We start from the raw sequence: 16,662 nt of genomic DNA on the forward strand, positions 1-16,662 counted from the left end.
ACCATGAGCAGCCAGACCGGGCAGCGGGCCCTGCCGGGCGGAGAGCCGCTCGACGTGAACGACCCCCGGCTGAGTCGGTTCGACATCGTCCGGGAGGGTGCCCGGCGGGACGACATCGAGATCGTCCACTACGAGCCGCAGGTGGCACCGGGGACCAAGGCCGAACGGCGGCTGGTCCGCACGGTGGCGGGCTTCTTCCTGCTGACCGGGCTGGCGGCGACCGCCTTCCTGGCCATCTACATCTGGTGGCCGTGGGAGTACGAGCCGGGTCGCGGCGGCGACAAGCTCTACACCCCGCTGCTCGGGGTGACCCTCGGCGTCGCCCTGCTCGGCATCGGCTTCGGCATCCTCACCTGGGGCAAGAAGCTGCTGCCCAAGGAGGTGTCGATCCAGGACCGGCACGAGGGCGCGGTGCCCGCCGAGGACCAGCGGATCACCGGCGAGACCATGGCGTACATGGCCGACGAACTGGGGGTCAAGCGTCGGCCGCTGCTCGGGGTGTCGCTGCTGGCCGGGTTGCTGCCGGTCGGCGCTGTCGCCGCGGCGCCCCTGGTCGGCGGGCTGATCTCCGACCCGCACAAGGACGACCAGATGATGACCACCGGGTTCGCCCCCCGGGACGGTCAGAAGATCCGGCTGGTCCGCGAGGACGGCCGGCCCATCCGACCGGCCGACATCAGCGCCGGTGGTCAGATCACCGTCTTCCCGGGCGTGGAGCACGGGGTCAGCAACCGGTACGCGGACTCGCCCACCCTGCTGATCCACCTGCGCGAGGACGACGCCGAGGCGTCGCGCCGCAACAACGAGCGCGAGGGCCACGGCGGCTACATGTGGGGCAACTACGCCGCGTACTCGAAGATCTGCACGCACGCCGGCTGCCCGGCGAGCCTGTACGAACAGCAGACCAACCGGCTGCTCTGCCCGTGCCACCAGTCGCAGTTCCTGATCACCGACAACGCCAAGCCCGTCTTCGGTCCGGCCAGCCGGCGGCTGCCGCAGCTGCCGATCGAGGTGGACGCCGAAGGTTACTTCGTGGCTACGTCCGACTACACTGAACCCGTCGGGCCCGACTTCTGGGAGCGGCCGTGAAGCGGCGAAAGTTTGACGTGGCAGCAGTGCCGGGCAACACCGCCCGAGCGGTCGACGACCGCTTCCAGGTGGCGACTCCGCTGCGCCGACTGCTCAACAAGGTCTTCCCCGACCACTGGTCCTTCCTGCTCGGCGAGATCGCGCTCTTCTCGTTCATCGTCCTGCTGCTGACCGGTGTCTTCCTGACCTTCTTCTTCGAGCCGGCGATGACCGAGGTCATCTACAACGGCAGCTACGCCCCGCTGCGGGGCACGCCGATGTCGGCCGCGTACGCCTCGACGCTGGACATCTCCTTCGACGTCCGTGGCGGCCTGATCATGCGCCAGATGCACCACTGGGCGGCGCTGCTGTTCATGGCCGCGATCGTGGTGCACATGCTGCGGGTCTTCTTCACCGGCGCGTTCCGCAAGCCGCGCGAGACCAACTGGATCATCGGCTCGCTGCTGTTCTGGGTCGGCTTCCTGGCCGGCTTCACCGGCTACTCGCTGCCGGACGACGGCCTGTCCGGCACTGGCCTGCGGATCGCTTCCGCGATCATGCTCTCCATCCCGGTGATCGGCTCCTGGGTGACCGCGGCGGTCTTCAACGGCGAGTTCCCCGGCACGATCATCATCAGCCGGTTCTTCATTGCCCACGTGCTGCTCATCCCCGGCCTACTGGTCGCGTTGATCACCGTGCACCTGGGCCTGGTGTTCAAGCAGAAGCACACCCAGTGGCCGGGACCGGGCCGGACGAACGGCAACGTGGTCGGCGAGCGGATGTTCCCGCGCTACGCGATCAAGCAGGGCGGCTTCTTCATGGTCGTCTTCGGCGTGATCGCGCTGATGGGCGGTCTGTTCCAGATCAACCCGGTCTGGCTGTTCGGCCCGTACGAGGCGTGGGTGGTCTCGGCGGCCAGCCAGCCGGACTGGTACGTCATGTTCCTCGACGGCTCGACCCGCCTGATGCCGGACTGGGAGATCACCATACCCATCGGCGAGGGATACGTGATCCCGCCGCTGTTCTGGCCGACGGTGGTGCTACCCGGCATCCTGGTGGCGATATCCCTGCTCTATCCCTTCATGGAGGCTCGCCACCTGAAGGACTACCGCAGCCACAACCTGCTCCAGCGTCCCCGCGACGTCCCGTTCCGCACCGGTCTGGGCGTCATGGCCCTCACGTTCTACGTGATCCTGACGCTGTCGGGCGCGAACGACGTCATCGCCGACAAGTTCCACATCAGCCTGAACGCGATGACCTGGGCCGGCCGGGTCGGTCTGCTGCTCCTTCCACCGCTGGCGTACTACGTCACCTACCGGATCTGTCTGGGCCTGCAGCAGCACGACCGGGAGGTTCTCGCGCACGGCGTGGAGACCGGCATCATCCGGCGGCTGCCGGACGGGCGGTTCGTCGAGGTGCACCAGCCGCTCAGTGCGGGCAACGGGCACGGCGAGCTGGATTACGCCGGCTGGGTGGTGCCGAAGAAGATGAACCGGCTCGGTGCGCTCGGCCCGGCCATCCGCGGTTTCTTCTACCCGATCGAGCGCCCGGCCGAGGCTCCGGTCTCGCCGGGGCACCCGCCGGTCGAGCCGCGCCCGGAGCGGGAGGAGATCACCAGCGGGGAGACCCGCTCCTGAGATCCGTCGCAACGTGACGTGGCGCCCGCCGGACCAGTTCCGGCGGGCGCCGCGTTCGTTTCGCCTCTTCCGGACACGTCGTCGCCGCCTCCCGTCGTCGCCGGATCGCAGGAATAACCCCGGCCAGCCGGGTATCCGTGCGGTCCAACGTCTCAACGGGGAGGAAGCATGTTGGGTATCAAACGCCTCGGCCTGCTGGCCGCGCTGGTGCTGGTGGGCGTCGCGCCCGCCGCGGCGGCACAGGCGGCGGCGCAGCCGTCGGAACAGGACAGCCAGTACCTGCAGGCGGTCCACCAGGTGAACCTGTACGAGATCGCCGCCGGTGAGCTGGCCCAGGAGAAGGGCCAGAACCAGCAGGTCAAGGAGCTGGGGCAGCAGTTCGTCACGGACCACACCGAACTGGACCAGTCGGTGCAGGATCTGGCCGGACAGCTAAACGTCGAGCTGCCTAGCGAGCCGACCACCGATCAGCAGGACGGTCTCGACCAGCTCAACAACGCCAGCGGTGAGGAGTTCGACCGGCTCTGGGTGACCCAGGAACTGGCCGGCCACGTCCAGGCCATCCAGGCGACCCAGACGGAGATCTCGCAGGGTACCGAACCGCAGGTGGTCCAGCTGGCGCAGACCGCGCTGCCGGTCCTGCAGGCGCACTACGACGCCCTGGTGATGTTGGCCGAGGAACTCGGCATCCCGGTCCCGGAGACCAGCCCGAGCGGTACGCCCAGCCCGGGTGGCACCGTCCCGGCTCCGGGCGGCACCACGCCGACTCCGGGTGAGACCTTCACCGAGGAGGCCCCGGTTCCGGGTGGCACCGTCACCGAGACGCCGGTGCCACAGCAGAGCTGACCCGGCGGTACGCGACGAGCCGGTCCACCCCGTGCGGGGTGGACCGGCTCAGTCGGTGCTGCCCAGCCCGATGGCGAAGGCTTCCTCCAGGTCGTGCCGCGAGTACGCGCGGAAGGCGATGTGCGACTCGGTGTTGAGCACGCCCGGCACCTTCGAGATGCTGCCCGCGATGATCTGGGCGATCTCGTCGAACTCGCGGACCCGGACCATGGCGATCAGGTCGACGTGCCCGGCCACCGAGTAGACCTCGCTCACCCCCGGCAGGTTCGCCAGTGCCTCGGCCACCTCGGGGATCGCGTCGGTGGCGCAGTCGATCAGCACGATCGCGGTGATCACTGGAGGGTTCTCCGTTCGTCGGCGTCGTCGCTCATGCTAAGGCCCGGCCTCCGGTCAAGCCGCCCGGACGGTCAGGTCGGCACCGACGCGAATCACGTCGTGCAGGTGCTCGTCGGCGCCGACGAGGGCGTTCGGCCAGATCACGCTGCGGCTGACCGCACCCCGGACGGTGGCACCCGCCCCCACGACGGAGCGATGGCAGGGGCCGGTGACCGTGGCGGCCGGGTCGATCAGGCCGCCGTCACCAGCGGCGTGCAGGTTCGCGGCGAGGTAGTCGGCCGGGGTGCCGGTGTCGATGAAGGTGCCCCGGTAACTGACCACGGTCAGCCGGCCGGCCGCCTCGGCCGGGCGCCACACCGCGCGTACCAGGTCGCCGAAGGTGGCGGGCAGGTCGCGGACCAGCCGCCACGGCAACAGCGAGAAACCGGTGAAGACGTGCCCGTCGAAGGTGCCCGGTGCGCCCGGGTCTGCGGCCGGCTGGCCGAGCAGGCGTACCGACTCGCCGTCCCAACCGTCGAGCAGCGTGGTGATGTCGGGGCCGGGCGGTGCCGCCGGATCGGCCAGGTAGGCGTCGGCGTTGCCGACCAGCACGCCCCGGCCGTCGATCCAGTCCCGTAGCCGTCCCACCCCGCCCGCGGTGCCGAGCGGACTGCCCGGCTCCACCGAGAGGTGCGCCCGGGCACCCACCCGCTGCACCACCTGTTCGCCCAGGTAGCAGGCGTTGACCGCGACCGCCGCCGGGCCGCTCAGGCCGAGACCGGTGAGCCGGGCGAGCGCCCGGTCCAGCAGGGGCACGTTGCCCACCGGGCAGAGCGCCTTGGGTACCCGTTCGGTGAGCGGGCGCAGCCGGGTGCCCTCGCCGGCGGCGAGTACCACCGCGCAGATGCCGGCGGAGGCAACGGTGGGCCGACGGTCGCTCTCGGCACCCCCGGGCCGGGTCATGGCGTCGTGTCGGGCAGCGGCGGTGGGAACTGCCCGGCCAGCGGACCGATGTCGTAGTACGCCAGCAGGCGGGCGGTCGGCCAGGTCAGCTTCGGCAAATCGTCCAGCGGATGCCAGGCGGCCTCGAAGACCTCGGCCCCGTCCACGGTCAACTCGGTGCTGGACGCGGGCACCTCGGCGGTGAACACCACATCCACCCAGCCCTTGGCGTGCACGATGGCGTTGGGCACCGCCGGGGTGAGTCGGGTGGGGGAGAGGCGGACACCGCTCTCCTCGTACAGCTCCCGGGCGGCGCCGACGGCCGGGTGCTCGGCGCGTTGCAGCAACCCCGCCGGCAGGGTCCACCCGCGGCCCGGTGGTTGCCGCAGCAGCAGCAACCGTCCCGCACCCTCGGCCTCACTGTCCCGGAGCAGAGTGACCGCGCCGACGATGTATTTGGGTACGGCCATCCGGACCAGCCGACGTCGGACCGGCAGCGGCAGCCGGTAGAAGACCTGGTACGCGACGGCGCGCCCGGTGCGGCGGGTACGGGGGATCATGGCTCCAGGCTAGTGGCCGTGAGGCGTGCTCGCGCCACGAGGACCACGCCGGGTACCGCGTACGGCCTGGGCGGTCACTGACGGTGGTCGACCAGATCGATTAGTTGGCGTACCACGGCGTCCGGCTCGATGACCCGGTCGAAGACCGCGACCAGCAGGGTTTCCAGATCCGGGTAGCCGAGTTCCTCCGACAGCCGCAGCAGCGGCAGATCACTGGCCAGCCCGCGGTTGTGCTGACGCAGGGCCAGCCCGATGGTGGCGCGGCCCAGGCGTACCTTGTCGCTGATCGAGATGCCCGGCTCGCTGTGCTCGGCGAACCACCTGTTGATCTGCATCTGTGCGTGCGGCGACTTGACGAACCCCAGCCACTCGCGACGCGGCCCCCGGGGAGCCACCTCGGCGTCGAGGCTGCTCTCCTCGTCGGTCTCGGTGAAGATCTCCACCACGTCACCCTCCTCAAGCTCGGAGGAGAGCGGGACCAGCCGACCGTTGACCCGGGCCGCCAGGCACCGTTCCCCCCGGTCCGTGCCCAGCTCGTACGCCAGGTCGACCGGGGTGGCACCGGCGGGCAGCACGATCTGCCGCCCCTCGGCGACCACCTGGATCTGCGCCTCGGACAGGTCGCAACGAAGCGAGTGGAGGAACTGGGCCGGGTCGGCCGCATCCTGCTCCCAGTCCAACACCCGGCGCAGCCAGTCGAGCTGCCCCGGGCGGGCCGTCGTCCCGCCGGAGCGGGGGAAGCGGAAGTCGGCGGCCACCCCGTACTCGGCCGCCCGGTGCATCTCCGTGGTGCGGATCAGCACCTCGACCGTGCGGTTCTTCGGCCCGCAGACGCTGGTGTGCAGGGATCGGTAGAGGTTGTTCTTCGGCGAGGCGATGAAGTCCTTGAACCGGCCCGGCACCGGCCGCCAGACGCCGTGCACGGCGCCGAGTGCGGCGTAACAGTCGGTCGCCGGGCCGTCCACCACGATGGTGATCCGGGGCAGGTCGAACGGGGCGGCGTGGCCGCCGGCCACGGTGTCCTTCCAGATCGAGTAGAGGTGCCGGGGTCGCGGGGCCACCTCGGCGTCGACCCGGCTGCGCCGCAGCGCCACCCTGGCCTGCGCGACCACCTCGGCGAGGTAGCTGTCCCAGCCGGGCCGGTCGTGTACGTGCCGCGCGATGCGGGCGTGCTCGTCCGGTTCGAGGTGCAGCAGCACCACGTCGTCCAGTTCCCGCTTGAGGGTCTGGATACCCAGCCGGTCGCAGAGCGGTACCAGCACCTCCTGGGTCTTGCGGGCGATCCGCTCGCGGGAGGCGGCCGAGCGTACGCCGAGAGTGCGCATGTTGTGCAGTCGGTCGGCGAGTTTGATGATCAGCACCCGGACGTCCTTGCCGGCCGCGACGATCATCTTGCGGATGGTCTCCGCCTCGGCGGCCTGCCCGTAGAACGCCTTGTCGAACTTGGTCACCCCGTCGACCAGGTGGGCGACCTCGTGGCCGAAGTCCTCAGCGAGGGCCTGCAACGTGTAGCGGGTGTCCTCCACCGTGTCGTGCAGCAGGGCTGCGACCAGGGTGGTGGTGTCCATACCCAGCTCCGCGCAGATCTGGGCGACCGCCAGCGGATGGGTGATGAACGGTTCCCCGCTCTTGCGGAACTGGCCGCGGTGCATGTTGTCCGCGATGGTGTAGGCGCGGCGCAGCACCGCCGGGTCGGCGCCGGCGTGAATGGCGCGGTGGGTGCGTACCAGCTGGCCGACCGGTTCGGTCTCGGCGCTCGGCCAGGTCAGCAGCGAACGGAGTCGTCTGGTCAGGGGCAGCTCGCCGGGCTGTGTCGGGAGCGCACCGCCCAGGGCGCCGCCGTGTCCGGCGTTGACGTCCACCTGGGACACCCCCTCACGCCTGCTGCACCACCACCGGAATCCGGCAAGCGGGAGCAGACCCTCGAAACGGGCAGGACTGCACTTCCTTAACAGAGTAAGTGAGTCGACGTAGTCCGATCGGACAGTTGCTCATGAGCGTTCGGACCAGAGTTGCCGGGACGCCGCGTTCTCGGCCTTGGTCAACAGGTCCCGGAACCGTGCCGCCCCGGCCACCGGGGAGGACCAACCGGCTGACATCTCGACCAGCCGGGTCTCCGGTCGCTCCAACCAGGACAGGATCCGCTCGGACTCCTCCGGACTGGCGGCCGGTACCGGACCGTGCCCGGGTGGCACCGTCTCGGCCGTGGCTCGGATGGTGGCCAATGTCGGTCGAGGGTGGACGCCGGGCGGGGACACCCCGGCACCGGCGAGCCGCCCGTGCCGGATCAGCGCCAGCTCCCAGCCGCCGCCGGCCGCCGGGTGAGCGGCAGCCACCTCGGCGAGCCCACTCAACGCGGCGAGGCGCTGCATGCGTACGGCGGCCCGCAGCACCGCGGCGAGGCGGGAGCGCAGCACGGCCGCGTCCTCGTAGCGCTGGCCGGCCGAGAGTGCCTCGATCCGGGCGAGCAGGGCGTCCACCACCGGCTGCGGATCGCCGGTGGTGGCGGTGGCGAACGGCGTGACCGCCTGGGCGTCGTACTCCTCGGGAGAGATCCGATGCTCGCAGGGTGCCGGGCAGCGACCCAGCTCGGCCAGCGCGCAGGCCGGCGTGACGGTGCGCAGCGACAGCCGGTGGGTGCACTGCCGCAGCGGGACCGCGTCGTGGAAGCCGGCGGCGGCCAGCTCGGCGGCGCGTCGCGAGGTGAACGGGCCGAGGTAGGCGCGGTCGCCCGGGGAGATCTCCCGGACCACCGACAACCGGGGGTACGGCCCGTCGGTCAGCTTCAACCAGACCACCCGCTCCGGGTACTTCGACCGGCGGTTGTACGGCGGCGCGTGCGCCGCGATCAGCCGCAGCTCCCGCACCTCGGCCTCCAGCGAATGTGCGCACTCCACCGCCTCGACCCGTTCGGCGGCGGCCAGCATCTCCGAGATCCGGGCGCGTTTCTCCGCGGCGGTAAAGTAGCTGCGCACCCGGGTGGCGATGTCCCGGGAGGTGCCGACGTAGAGCGGTCGGTCGTCGGCGGCCCGGAAGATGTAGACCCCGGGGGAGCGGGGCAGGCCGTCGGCCAGGTGCCGCTTGCGCCGCTGGGTCGGGGTGACCGCGCGGGCGAACTCGATGGCGTCGCCGATGGTGTCGACCCGGTGCCCGCCGAGGCGTCCGATGAGCCCGTGCAGCACGTCGACGGTGGCCCGGGCGTCGTCCAGGGCTCGGTGGGTCGGCTGCGTGGCGGCGCGGAAGTACGCGGCGAGGGTGCCGAGCTTGCGGTTGGGCACCTCGTCACGCAGCAGCACCCGCCGAGCCAGCGCCGCGGTGTCCAGCACCCGCGGGTTCGGCCAGCGGTAGCCGTGCTTCGCGCAGGCCGCCTTCAGAAAGCCGACGTCGTAGGGCGCGTTGTGGGCGACCAGCACGGCATCCGAGACGAACTCCAGGAAGCTCGGCAGCACCTGCTCGATCGGTGGTGCCGGCAGCAGCATCGCCTGGGTGATGCCGGTCAGCACGGTGATGAACGGTGGAATCGGCACCCCGGGATTGACCAGGGTGGCCAGCACCCCCAACTCCTCACCGCCGCGCACCTTGACCGCGCCGATCTCGGTGATGCCGCCACCGTCGGGAGCCCCGCCGGTGGTCTCCAGGTCGACCACCACGAATGTCGTCGCGTACAGCGGCAGCGCCGGGTCGACACCGCCGACGGTCGGATCGAGCCCGGCCAGCGCCGGTTGCAGGAACTCCTGTGCTGCCATCCGCGGCACCGTAACGGTCCGGTCCGACACTCGCGCCCCATCCGTCCCACCGGCAACTCCCGGGTCTAGGATGAGAGATCGGCTCACTCACCGGGCGGTGGGCCCGGTCGCGGTGGGAGACTTGCCACATGCCCCTCACCGAGCCGCACGACGACAACCTCCCGCAGGAGGAGCAGGTCGTCGCGGTTCCTGCGACCGGTGAGGACGCCACCGACGCCCCGGCAGTGACGGATTCCGGGTCGGTGGAGCCGGGGCAGCCGGAGCCGGAGCCGAGCCTGCCCGAGCCGGTGCGACAGCGAATCATCTCGCTCACCGCCGCGGTGCTGCCCGGTCTGCCCGCCGACGAGGTGCCCGTGCCGCTGCGCCGGGTCGCCAAGTTCGCCCCGAACCGACGCGCCCGGCTCGGTGCGCCGATGATCGCCGCTCAACTCGCCGCCGATCCACTGTTCCGGCAGCGGGTCACCGCCCGGGTCCTGACCGATGCCGGTGACCTGGGTACGGCAGTGGTGGAGGGCACCGCCCCCGCCGCCGCCGACCCGGTCGAGGTGGCCGCCCTGGCCTACCTGGCCCGCCCGCGCGGCTGGCGGGAGCTGATCGACGCCAGCGGGGCGGCGGTCCGCGCCGAGGCGGACACCGCGGTGGTGGCCGAACTGGTTCGGCAGGCCGAGCAGCGGGCCACCCGGGCCGACCATGACCGGGCGGTGGCCCGGGTGGAGGCGGACAAGCTCCGCGACGAGTTGGCCCGGGTGCGCGAGGAGCTGGGCCAGCTGCGTGAGGAGGCCCGGCAGTTGGCCCGTACGCTCCGGGAGAGCCAGGCCCGCGAGCGCCGGGCGAACGAGCTGCTGGCCACCGAGCGGGGCCGGGCCACGCGGGCCGCCGCCGACGCGGACGCCGAACTGCGTCGCGCCCGAGCCCGGCTGGCCGAGGCGGAGGCGGCAGCCGGAGCGGCCCGCAGCAGCGCCAAGGAGGCCCGCTCGGTCGACGACGCACGACTGTGGCTGCTGCTGGAGACGATCGGTCAGGCCGCCCTCGGGCTGCGTCGGGAGCTGGCCCTGGACCCGGTCGACCGGCTGCCCGCCGACTTCGTGGCCGACTCCTTCGCTGATTCTCCGGGCGCCACCGCTGCCGCGGCCCGAGCCCAGGACACCGACGACCCGGCCCGGCTGGATCAACTGCTGGCCCTGCCCCGGGCGCACCTCGTGGTCGACGGCTACAACGTGACCAAGCGTGGCTTCGGCGAGATGTCGCTGGAACAGCAGCGCAAGCGGCTGGTCACCGGCCTCGGCGGGATCGCCGCGCAGACCGGTGACGAGGTCACCGTGGTCTTCGACGGCGCCGAACGAGTGCACGGCCTGCCGCCTGCCCCGCGCGGCGTACGGGTGCTGTTCTCCCGCAAGGGTGAGACCGCCGACGAGTTGATCCGCCGACTGGTCCGTGCCGAACCGCCCGGCCGCCCCGTGGTGGTGGTGTCCTCCGATCGTGAGGTCGCCGACGGGGTACGCCGGCACGGGGCGTACCCGCTGGGGGCGGACTCGCTGGTGCGTCGGCTCTCGCGGTCCTGAGCCCGACTGCGCCGGTCCTGGGCCGGCCGTGCGGGTGGGTCGACGGGCGCGGGGCGGGCACCCGCCGGGACATAGGATGGGCGCCCATGGCGACAGGAGCGGCGGTATGAGGCGCACGGGGGGCGACGGGTCGGTTCGCGTTCGCTGCGGCGGGTCGCCGGTGCCGGACGGAGCGTCGCGGTGAGCCCGCGGGGGTGGGCAGTGCTGACCCTGGCCGGGCTGGGCGTCGCGCTGGTCGTGGCGGCACTGGTGCTGGTCCCGTGGCAGCGCCCACCGGCTCCCCGGGCAGACCAGCTCGCCGCCCTGCGTGACCTGCCGACCGGGCAGGTGGAGCACGCCCGGCAGTTCCGATCCGCGTTGCGTCCCGGCGGCTGGGCGGCCCTCGGCGTCGGCCTGCTGGTGGCACTCGCGCTCGGGTTGACCCCGCTGGGCAGTCGCCTGGTCGAGTTGGCCGGGCGCCCCTTCGGCGGGCACTGGATCGCGCAGGCGATCCTCGGCGGTCTGGCCGTGGTGCTGGTCGCCGACCTGGTGACGCTGCCGTTCGCGGCCTGGCGGCACAGCGTGCTCACCCGCTACGGGCTGGCCACCAACGGTTGGGGCGGCTGGGCGGTGGACCTGCTCAAGTCGTACGCGGTAAGTGCCGTCATCGGCGCGGTGGCCCTGCTCGGCTTCTACACCGTCATCCGACTCGCCCCGCGCTGGTGGTGGGCGTTCGGCGCGGCCGGCGCCGCCACCCTGGTGGTGCTGCTCTCCTTCGTGCTGCCGGTGCTGGTCGAGCCGGTCTTCAACAGGTTCAGCCCGATGGAACCCTCGCCGTTGCGCAGCCAGCTCATGGAGTTGGCCGAACGCGACGGAGTGCCGGTGCGCGACGTGCTGGTCGCCGACGCCTCCCGGCGCACCCGGGCGGTCAACGCGTACGTCTCCGGCTTGGGGCCGACCCGCCGGGTGGTGGTGTACGACAACCTGCTGCGCGAGGCGACGCCGGCCGAGGTGACAGCGGTGGTGGCGCACGAACTCGGCCACGCCCGGGACCGGGACGTATCGGTGGGCACCCTCACCGGCGCGCTCGGCGCCGCCGCCGCGGTGGTGGCGCTCTACCTGATCGGCTCCTGGCCCCCGCTGCTGCGCCTGGCCGGTGTCGACTCGGCGGCTGAACCCCGCGCGTTTCCACTGCTGCTCGCCCTGGTGACGGTGGCCGGGCTGGTCTTCACCCCGGTGCAGTCGCTGATGTCGCGGCGGATCGAGGCCCGCGCCGACGCGCACGCGCTGGCGTTGACCGGCGACCCGGTGGCATTCGAGTCGATGCAGCGGCGGCTGTCCGCGGTCAACCTCTCCGACCCCGACCCGCCCCGCTGGGAGTACCTCTACTCGGCGTCGCACCCGTCCACCGTGGAGCGGATCGCCGCCGCCCGCGCGTACGCCCGAAAGGTTGGCCGGTGAGCGAGCGTCAGCGAGTGAATCATCACCGCACGTTGCTTGTCACGAACGATTTTCCGCCCCGGCCGGGCGGTATCCAGTCGTTCGTGCACAACCTCGCGGTGCGTCAGCCGGCCGGTTCGGTGGTGGTGTACGCGTCGCGCTGGGCCGGCGCGGACAAGTTCGACGCCGACCAACCGTTCGAGGTGGTGCGGGAGCGCACCAAGGTGCTGCTGCCCACCCCGCTGGTGGCCCGCCGGGCCGCCCGGCTGGCCCGGTCGTACGGATGCGACACGGTCTGGTTCGGCGCGGCGGCTCCGCTCGGCCTGCTCGCCGCCGGGCTGCGTCGGCGGGCCGGGATCCGGCGGGTGGTCGCCCTGACCCACGGCCACGAGGTCGGCTGGGCGGCGCTGCCGATGGCCCGGACGGCGCTGCGACGCATCGGTCGGGACACCGACGTGGTCACCTACCTGGGGGAGTACACCCGCACCCGGCTGGCTCGGGCGCTGGACGGCCTGACCGAGCTGCGCCGGCTCGCGCCCGGCGTGGACACCGACGTCTACCATCCGTCCGTCGACGGCGGCGCGGTGCGGCACCGGCTCGGCCTGGCCGACCGGCCGGTGGTGGTCTGCGTGTCCCGGCTGGTGCCCCGCAAGGGCCAGGACATGCTGATCCGGGCGATGCCGCTGATCCGCCGCCGGGTGCCCGACGCCGCGCTGCTGGTGGTCGGCGGCGGGCCGTACCGGACCACGCTGGCCCGGCTGGCCCGCCAGTCGGGGGTGGAGCGGGACGTGGTCTTCACCGGTTCGGTGCCCTCGGCCGAACTGCCCGCCCACTACGCGGCCGGCGACGTGTACGCCATGCCGTGCCGCACCCGCAACCGGGGACTGGACGTCGAAGGTCTCGGCATCGTCTACCTGGAGGCGTCGGCGACCGGCCTGCCGGTGGTGGCCGGCAACTCCGGCGGTGCCCCGGACGCGGTACGCGAGGGCGAGACGGGCTACGTGGTGGACGGTCGGGATCTCGCCGAACTCGCCGACCGGGTGGCCACCCTGCTGGCCGACCGGGACCTGGCCCGGCAGTTCGGCGCCGCCGGCCGGGCCTGGGTGGAGCGGGAGTGGCGCTGGGAGACGCAGGCGCGACGCCTGTCCACGCTGCTCGCCGGCTGAGACCGGCCACCGGAGGCGGGCTCAGCGGATGCGGGCGAGAATGTGATCGGGGGAGGCGGGGCGGCCGAAGTGCCAGCCCTGACCGGCGTCGCAGCCGATCGCCCGCAACCGTTCGGCCTGTCCGCCGGTCTCCACCCCTTCCGCGGTGACCGTCAGGTCCAGCGCGTGCGCCAGCGACACCAGCGAGGCGAGGATCCGCTCGTCGGCGAGGGCCTCCGGAGTGCGTAGGCCGCGAACGAACTCACCGGCCACCTTCAACTCGGTCACCGGCAGATCCCGCAGGTAGGCCAGGTTGCTGTAGCCGGTACCGAAGTCGTCGATGGCGATCCGGATGCCCAGGTCGGCGAGGGCACGAAGGGCGCGTACCGGCTCCTCGGAGGTGGTCATCATCGTGCTTTCGGTGATCTCCAGCTGGAGCCGGTTCGGCGGCAGGCCGGTACGCCGCAGCAGGGACCGCACCTCCTGCACCAGACCGGGGCGGCGGACCTGACGGACCGCCAGGTTGACGCTGACGTACGGCGGCTGGCCCGAGGTGGACGTCCAACCGACCGCCTCGCGGCACGCCTCGGCGAGCACCCACCCGCCGAGCTGCACGATCAACCCGGTCTCTTCGGCCAGACCGATGAACTTGTCCGGCCGCAGCACCCCGAGCCGTGGGTGACGCCACCGGACCAGCGCCTCCACCCCCAGCAGCGAGCCGTCGTGCAACGAGGTCAACGGTTGGTAGTCGAGGAAGAACTCACCCCGTTCCAGGCCCGCCGGGATGGCCGCGCTCAGCTCCTGACGGGCCTGTTCCCGCCCGTCGCGCTCCGCGTCGTACAGCGCCCACCCCGCGCCGCCAGCCGACTTGGCCCAGTGCAGGGTGCTGCCGGCGGCACGCATCAGGTCGTCCGGAGAGGTGCCCGCGACCCGCCGCTCCACGATGCCCACGCTCGCCGTGACCGTCACGTCATGCCCGTCGACCACCACCGGCTCGGAGAGCGCGGCCAGCGCCGCCTCGGCGACGGCGACCACGTCACCGGTGCCGGTGGAGCGTTCGACGAGGACGACGAAGGCGTCCCCGCCGAGCCGTGCGACCAGGTGCGGCTCGACCGCCCGCCGCAGGCGCTGCGCCGCCGCCACCAGGGCCCGGTCGCCGATCTGGTGCCCGAACGAGTCGTTGACCCGCTTGAACCGGTCCAGGTCGAGAAAGCAGAGCCCGACCCGGCGGCCGCTGCCGGCCGATCCGTCGACGGCGGCGGCGAGGCGTTCGGCGAAGAGCGTGCGATTCGGCAGGTCGGTCAACGGGTCGTGGTTGGCCTGATGCCGGAAGCGGGCCTCGCTGGCCCGCAGGGCCTGCTCCGCCTCGACGCGGGCGGTCATCGCGGCCCGCCGGATGGACTCCTGCTCGTCCAGGGTCCGGTCACGCAGCGCCCGGGCGTATCCGGTGGCGACCGCGCCCAGCAGCCGGGCCATCCGGTCCTCGATGTCGTCGGAGACCAGGTCGAGGTCGCGGACCAGCCGAAGCTGGATCACCTCCACGGTCCGGCCGAGCGCCTCGGCGGAGACGATGTGCGCGGCTACCAACTCGTCGGCGACCTTGTGCCCCACCCGCAGGTCGAGCGGCTCCGCCCGCAGCGCCTCGGCCAGCAGGTCGGTGAGCCGTTGCAGCAGCAGCTCCAGTTGGGCGTGGGTCATCGGCAGATAGCTGGTGCCCGCTACCGCCTTCGCCCAGGCGCGGGCGAACACGCCGGCGCAGGGCTGGCCGTCCGGCGGCTCACCCACCGAGGCGCCCGACCCCGCCGAGGAACACCGCCCGTTCGGCGTCCTCGGCGCTCTCCGGGGTTTCCGGACGCCACTGCGGCACCCACACCACGCCGGGCTCGACCAGCTCGAAGCCGTCGAAGAACCCGGTCAGCTCGGCCCGGCTGCGTACCCACAGCGGGCTGTCGGTGCGCCGGTAGACCTCCTCGGCCTCGGCCCGCTCGGCTTCGTCCCGGCCGTCGTCGCTGGCCTGGGACAGGACCAGGTAGCTGCCGGGAGCCAGTGCCGCCCGCAGGGTCCGCAGCACCTCGGCCGGCCGGTCGTCGTCGGAGACGAAGTGCAGCACCGCCACCACCAGCACGGCCATCGGCTGGGAGAAGTCGAGCATCGCGCGGACGTCGGGGTGGGCCAGGATCCGGTCGGGCTGGCGCAGATCCTCCTGGATGACCGCCGTGCGGTCGTTGCCGGCCAGGATCTCCCGACTGTGCGCCACGGCGACCGGGTCGACATCGACGTAGACCACCCGCGAGTCGGGGGCGTGCAACTGCGCGATCTCGTGCACGTTGCCCACCGTGGGGATGCCGGAGCCGATGTCCAGGAACTGCCGGATGCCGGCGTCGGTGAGGAACTGCACGGCCCGGCGCAGGAAAGCACGGTTGGCCTGGGCCATCAGCGGCGCCTGCGGCACCGCCGCCACCATCGCGCGGGCGGTCGCCCGGTCCACGGCGAAATTGTGTGAGCCGCCGAGGTAGTAGTCGTACATGCGGGCGACGCTGGGACGTTCGACATCGATTGTCTCGGGTGCCCAGTCCGGCCGCTGCAATGCCCTCACCCCTTCGCACGCCCACGGAGGCGACGCCGCCCCGGCGGGTATTCTGCCCCGCTTTCGCAAGGGAGGCCATAGCCGTTCGTGCCGGAGGGCGATGAATGCGAAGATCCGTGCCCCGCCGTGGCGGGACACGGATCCCCGTCGGTGCCGCGCCGGTCAGAACTTCGGCGCGTCCGGTGCCTCAAGCAGACCGAGCCGCAGCGCGGTCATCAGCGCCTGCGCCCGGTTGGCCGCGCCGAGCTTCTCGTAGAGCTTCGAGATGTGGGTCTTGGCTGTCGACTCGCTGACGAACAACTGCTTGGCGATGCCGGCGACGCTCATCCCGTCGGCGAGCAGCCGCAGCACCTGTCCCTCGCGGGGGGAGAGCTGCGGCCCGGACGGGGCGAGTCGACGCTTCATCGCCTCGGCCAGGTCGGCGGCGGTGAAGGCGCTGGGGGAGGAGGCGGCGTGCCGGGCGGCGGCGACCACCTCGTCGGCCGGCGCGGTCTTCGGCACGAACGCGCTGGCGCCGGCCTCCAGGGCACCGAAGAGCTGGTCGTCGCCGGCGTACATGGTGAGCACCACGATGCCCATCGACGCACTGGACTTGCGTAGCGCCCGGGTGGCCTCCAGGCCACTGCCGTCGGGCAGCCGCAGATCCATGATCACCACGTCCGGCTGCAGGGCACCGGCCTGCCGGACGCCCTCCGCCGCCGTGGCCGCCTCGCCGACGACCTCGAACTGCCGGTCGCGCTCGAAGGCGTGCCGCAGGCCCTTGCGGATCAAATCGTGATCGTCGACAAGGAGGACCTTGGTACGGGTTGCCGGTGTCGGGCTTGTGGTCATCCTC

At 72.1% G+C, this 16,662-nt stretch carries 14 protein-coding genes; 6 read left to right on the plus strand and 8 right to left on the minus strand.

The window, feature by feature from the left end:
- The first annotated feature begins 3 nt into the window (after positions 1-3).
- The 3 genes from qcrA (at position 4) to Vse01_RS04225 (ending at position 3,551) form a co-directional block, all read left to right on the plus strand.
- The gene (gene qcrA, locus Vse01_RS04215) at positions 4-1,089 is read left to right on the plus strand and encodes a cytochrome bc1 complex Rieske iron-sulfur subunit (RefSeq protein WP_093401215.1); all 1,086 of its coding nucleotides are present in this window, start codon (positions 4-6) and stop codon (positions 1,087-1,089) included.
- Positions 1,086-2,705 (plus strand): cytochrome bc1 complex cytochrome b subunit, encoded by a 1,620-nt coding sequence (qcrB, locus tag Vse01_RS04220; protein ID WP_093401214.1) that lies wholly within the window; start codon positions 1,086-1,088, stop codon positions 2,703-2,705. The genes qcrA and qcrB overlap by 4 nt, the downstream gene beginning before the upstream one ends.
- A gap of 168 nt (positions 2,706-2,873) precedes the next feature.
- Positions 2,874-3,551 (plus strand): DUF4142 domain-containing protein, encoded by a 678-nt coding sequence (locus tag Vse01_RS04225; RefSeq protein ID WP_093401213.1) that lies wholly within the window; start codon positions 2,874-2,876, stop codon positions 3,549-3,551.
- 48 nt (positions 3,552-3,599) lie between these two features.
- On the opposite strand, the gene Vse01_RS04230 is transcribed toward Vse01_RS04225, so the two are convergent.
- From Vse01_RS04230 to Vse01_RS04250, 5 genes are all read right to left on the minus strand, one after another.
- The gene (locus Vse01_RS04230) at positions 3,600-3,887 is read right to left on the minus strand and encodes an Lrp/AsnC family transcriptional regulator (protein ID WP_093401212.1); all 288 of its coding nucleotides are present in this window, start codon (positions 3,885-3,887) and stop codon (positions 3,600-3,602) included.
- A 54-nt stretch (positions 3,888-3,941) separates the two neighbouring features.
- Positions 3,942-4,829, minus strand: coding sequence for a nucleotidyltransferase family protein (locus Vse01_RS04235; RefSeq protein WP_093401211.1), 888 nt, complete (start codon positions 4,827-4,829; stop codon positions 3,942-3,944).
- Positions 4,826-5,368, minus strand: coding sequence for an NUDIX hydrolase (locus tag Vse01_RS04240; protein ID WP_093401210.1), 543 nt, complete (start codon positions 5,366-5,368; stop codon positions 4,826-4,828). The genes Vse01_RS04235 and Vse01_RS04240 overlap by 4 nt, the downstream gene beginning before the upstream one ends.
- Before the next feature lie 74 nt (positions 5,369-5,442).
- Entirely contained in the window at positions 5,443-7,230 is a 1,788-nt protein-coding gene (locus Vse01_RS04245; protein WP_093401568.1) for a RelA/SpoT family protein, read from the minus strand.
- Between the two features lie 129 nt (positions 7,231-7,359).
- Positions 7,360-9,114, minus strand: coding sequence for a DEDD exonuclease domain-containing protein (locus tag Vse01_RS04250; RefSeq protein WP_093401209.1), 1,755 nt, complete (start codon positions 9,112-9,114; stop codon positions 7,360-7,362).
- Positions 9,115-9,242: 128 nt separating this feature from the next.
- Here Vse01_RS04250 and Vse01_RS04255 point away from each other — a divergent pair, with 128 nt between their 5' ends.
- The 3 genes from Vse01_RS04255 to Vse01_RS04265 all read left to right on the plus strand — a co-directional run bounded on the left by Vse01_RS04255 (position 9,243) and on the right by Vse01_RS04265 (position 13,261).
- On the plus strand, positions 9,243-10,676 hold the full coding sequence (locus Vse01_RS04255) for an NYN domain-containing protein (protein ID WP_093401208.1): 1,434 nt from the start codon (positions 9,243-9,245) through the stop codon (positions 10,674-10,676).
- 180 nt (positions 10,677-10,856) lie between these two features.
- Positions 10,857-12,116, plus strand: a complete 1,260-nt coding sequence (locus Vse01_RS04260) for a M48 family metallopeptidase (RefSeq protein ID WP_093401207.1) — start codon at positions 10,857-10,859, stop codon at positions 12,114-12,116.
- 14 nt (positions 12,117-12,130) lie between these two features.
- The gene (locus Vse01_RS04265) at positions 12,131-13,261 is read left to right on the plus strand and encodes a glycosyltransferase family 4 protein (RefSeq protein WP_093401206.1); all 1,131 of its coding nucleotides are present in this window, start codon (positions 12,131-12,133) and stop codon (positions 13,259-13,261) included.
- Positions 13,262-13,282: 21 nt separating this feature from the next.
- On the opposite strand, the gene Vse01_RS04270 is transcribed toward Vse01_RS04265, so the two are convergent.
- From Vse01_RS04270 to Vse01_RS04280, 3 genes are all read right to left on the minus strand, one after another.
- Positions 13,283-14,938, minus strand: coding sequence for a putative bifunctional diguanylate cyclase/phosphodiesterase (locus Vse01_RS04270; RefSeq protein ID WP_093401567.1), 1,656 nt, complete (start codon positions 14,936-14,938; stop codon positions 13,283-13,285).
- A 79-nt stretch (positions 14,939-15,017) separates the two neighbouring features.
- Positions 15,018-15,827, minus strand: coding sequence for an SAM-dependent methyltransferase (locus tag Vse01_RS04275; RefSeq protein WP_093401205.1), 810 nt, complete (start codon positions 15,825-15,827; stop codon positions 15,018-15,020).
- 162 nt (positions 15,828-15,989) lie between these two features.
- Positions 15,990-16,658 (minus strand): response regulator transcription factor, encoded by a 669-nt coding sequence (locus Vse01_RS04280; protein ID WP_007072219.1) that lies wholly within the window; start codon positions 16,656-16,658, stop codon positions 15,990-15,992.
- Positions 16,659-16,662 lie beyond the last annotated feature (4 nt).

This window comes from Micromonospora sediminimaris, assembly GCF_016863575.1.
Taxonomy (GTDB): domain Bacteria; phylum Actinomycetota; class Actinomycetes; order Mycobacteriales; family Micromonosporaceae; genus Micromonospora; species Micromonospora sediminimaris.

Coding starts and splice junctions, on each gene's coding strand:
- Vse01_RS04270 (WP_093401567.1), bottom strand. CDS start 14,938: ATGACCCACGCCCAACTGGAGCTGCTGCTGCAACGGCTCACCGACCTG.
- Vse01_RS04250 (WP_093401209.1), bottom strand. CDS start 9,114: ATGGCAGCACAGGAGTTCCTGCAACCGGCGCTGGCCGGGCTCGATCCG.
- Vse01_RS04255 (WP_093401208.1), top strand. CDS start 9,243: ATGCCCCTCACCGAGCCGCACGACGACAACCTCCCGCAGGAGGAGCAG.
- qcrA (WP_093401215.1), top strand. CDS start 4: ATGAGCAGCCAGACCGGGCAGCGGGCCCTGCCGGGCGGAGAGCCGCTC.
- Vse01_RS04235 (WP_093401211.1), bottom strand. CDS start 4,829: ATGACCCGGCCCGGGGGTGCCGAGAGCGACCGTCGGCCCACCGTTGCC.
- Vse01_RS04280 (WP_007072219.1), bottom strand. CDS start 16,658: ATGACCACAAGCCCGACACCGGCAACCCGTACCAAGGTCCTCCTTGTC.
- Vse01_RS04225 (WP_093401213.1), top strand. CDS start 2,874: ATGTTGGGTATCAAACGCCTCGGCCTGCTGGCCGCGCTGGTGCTGGTG.
- Vse01_RS04240 (WP_093401210.1), bottom strand. CDS start 5,368: ATGATCCCCCGTACCCGCCGCACCGGGCGCGCCGTCGCGTACCAGGTC.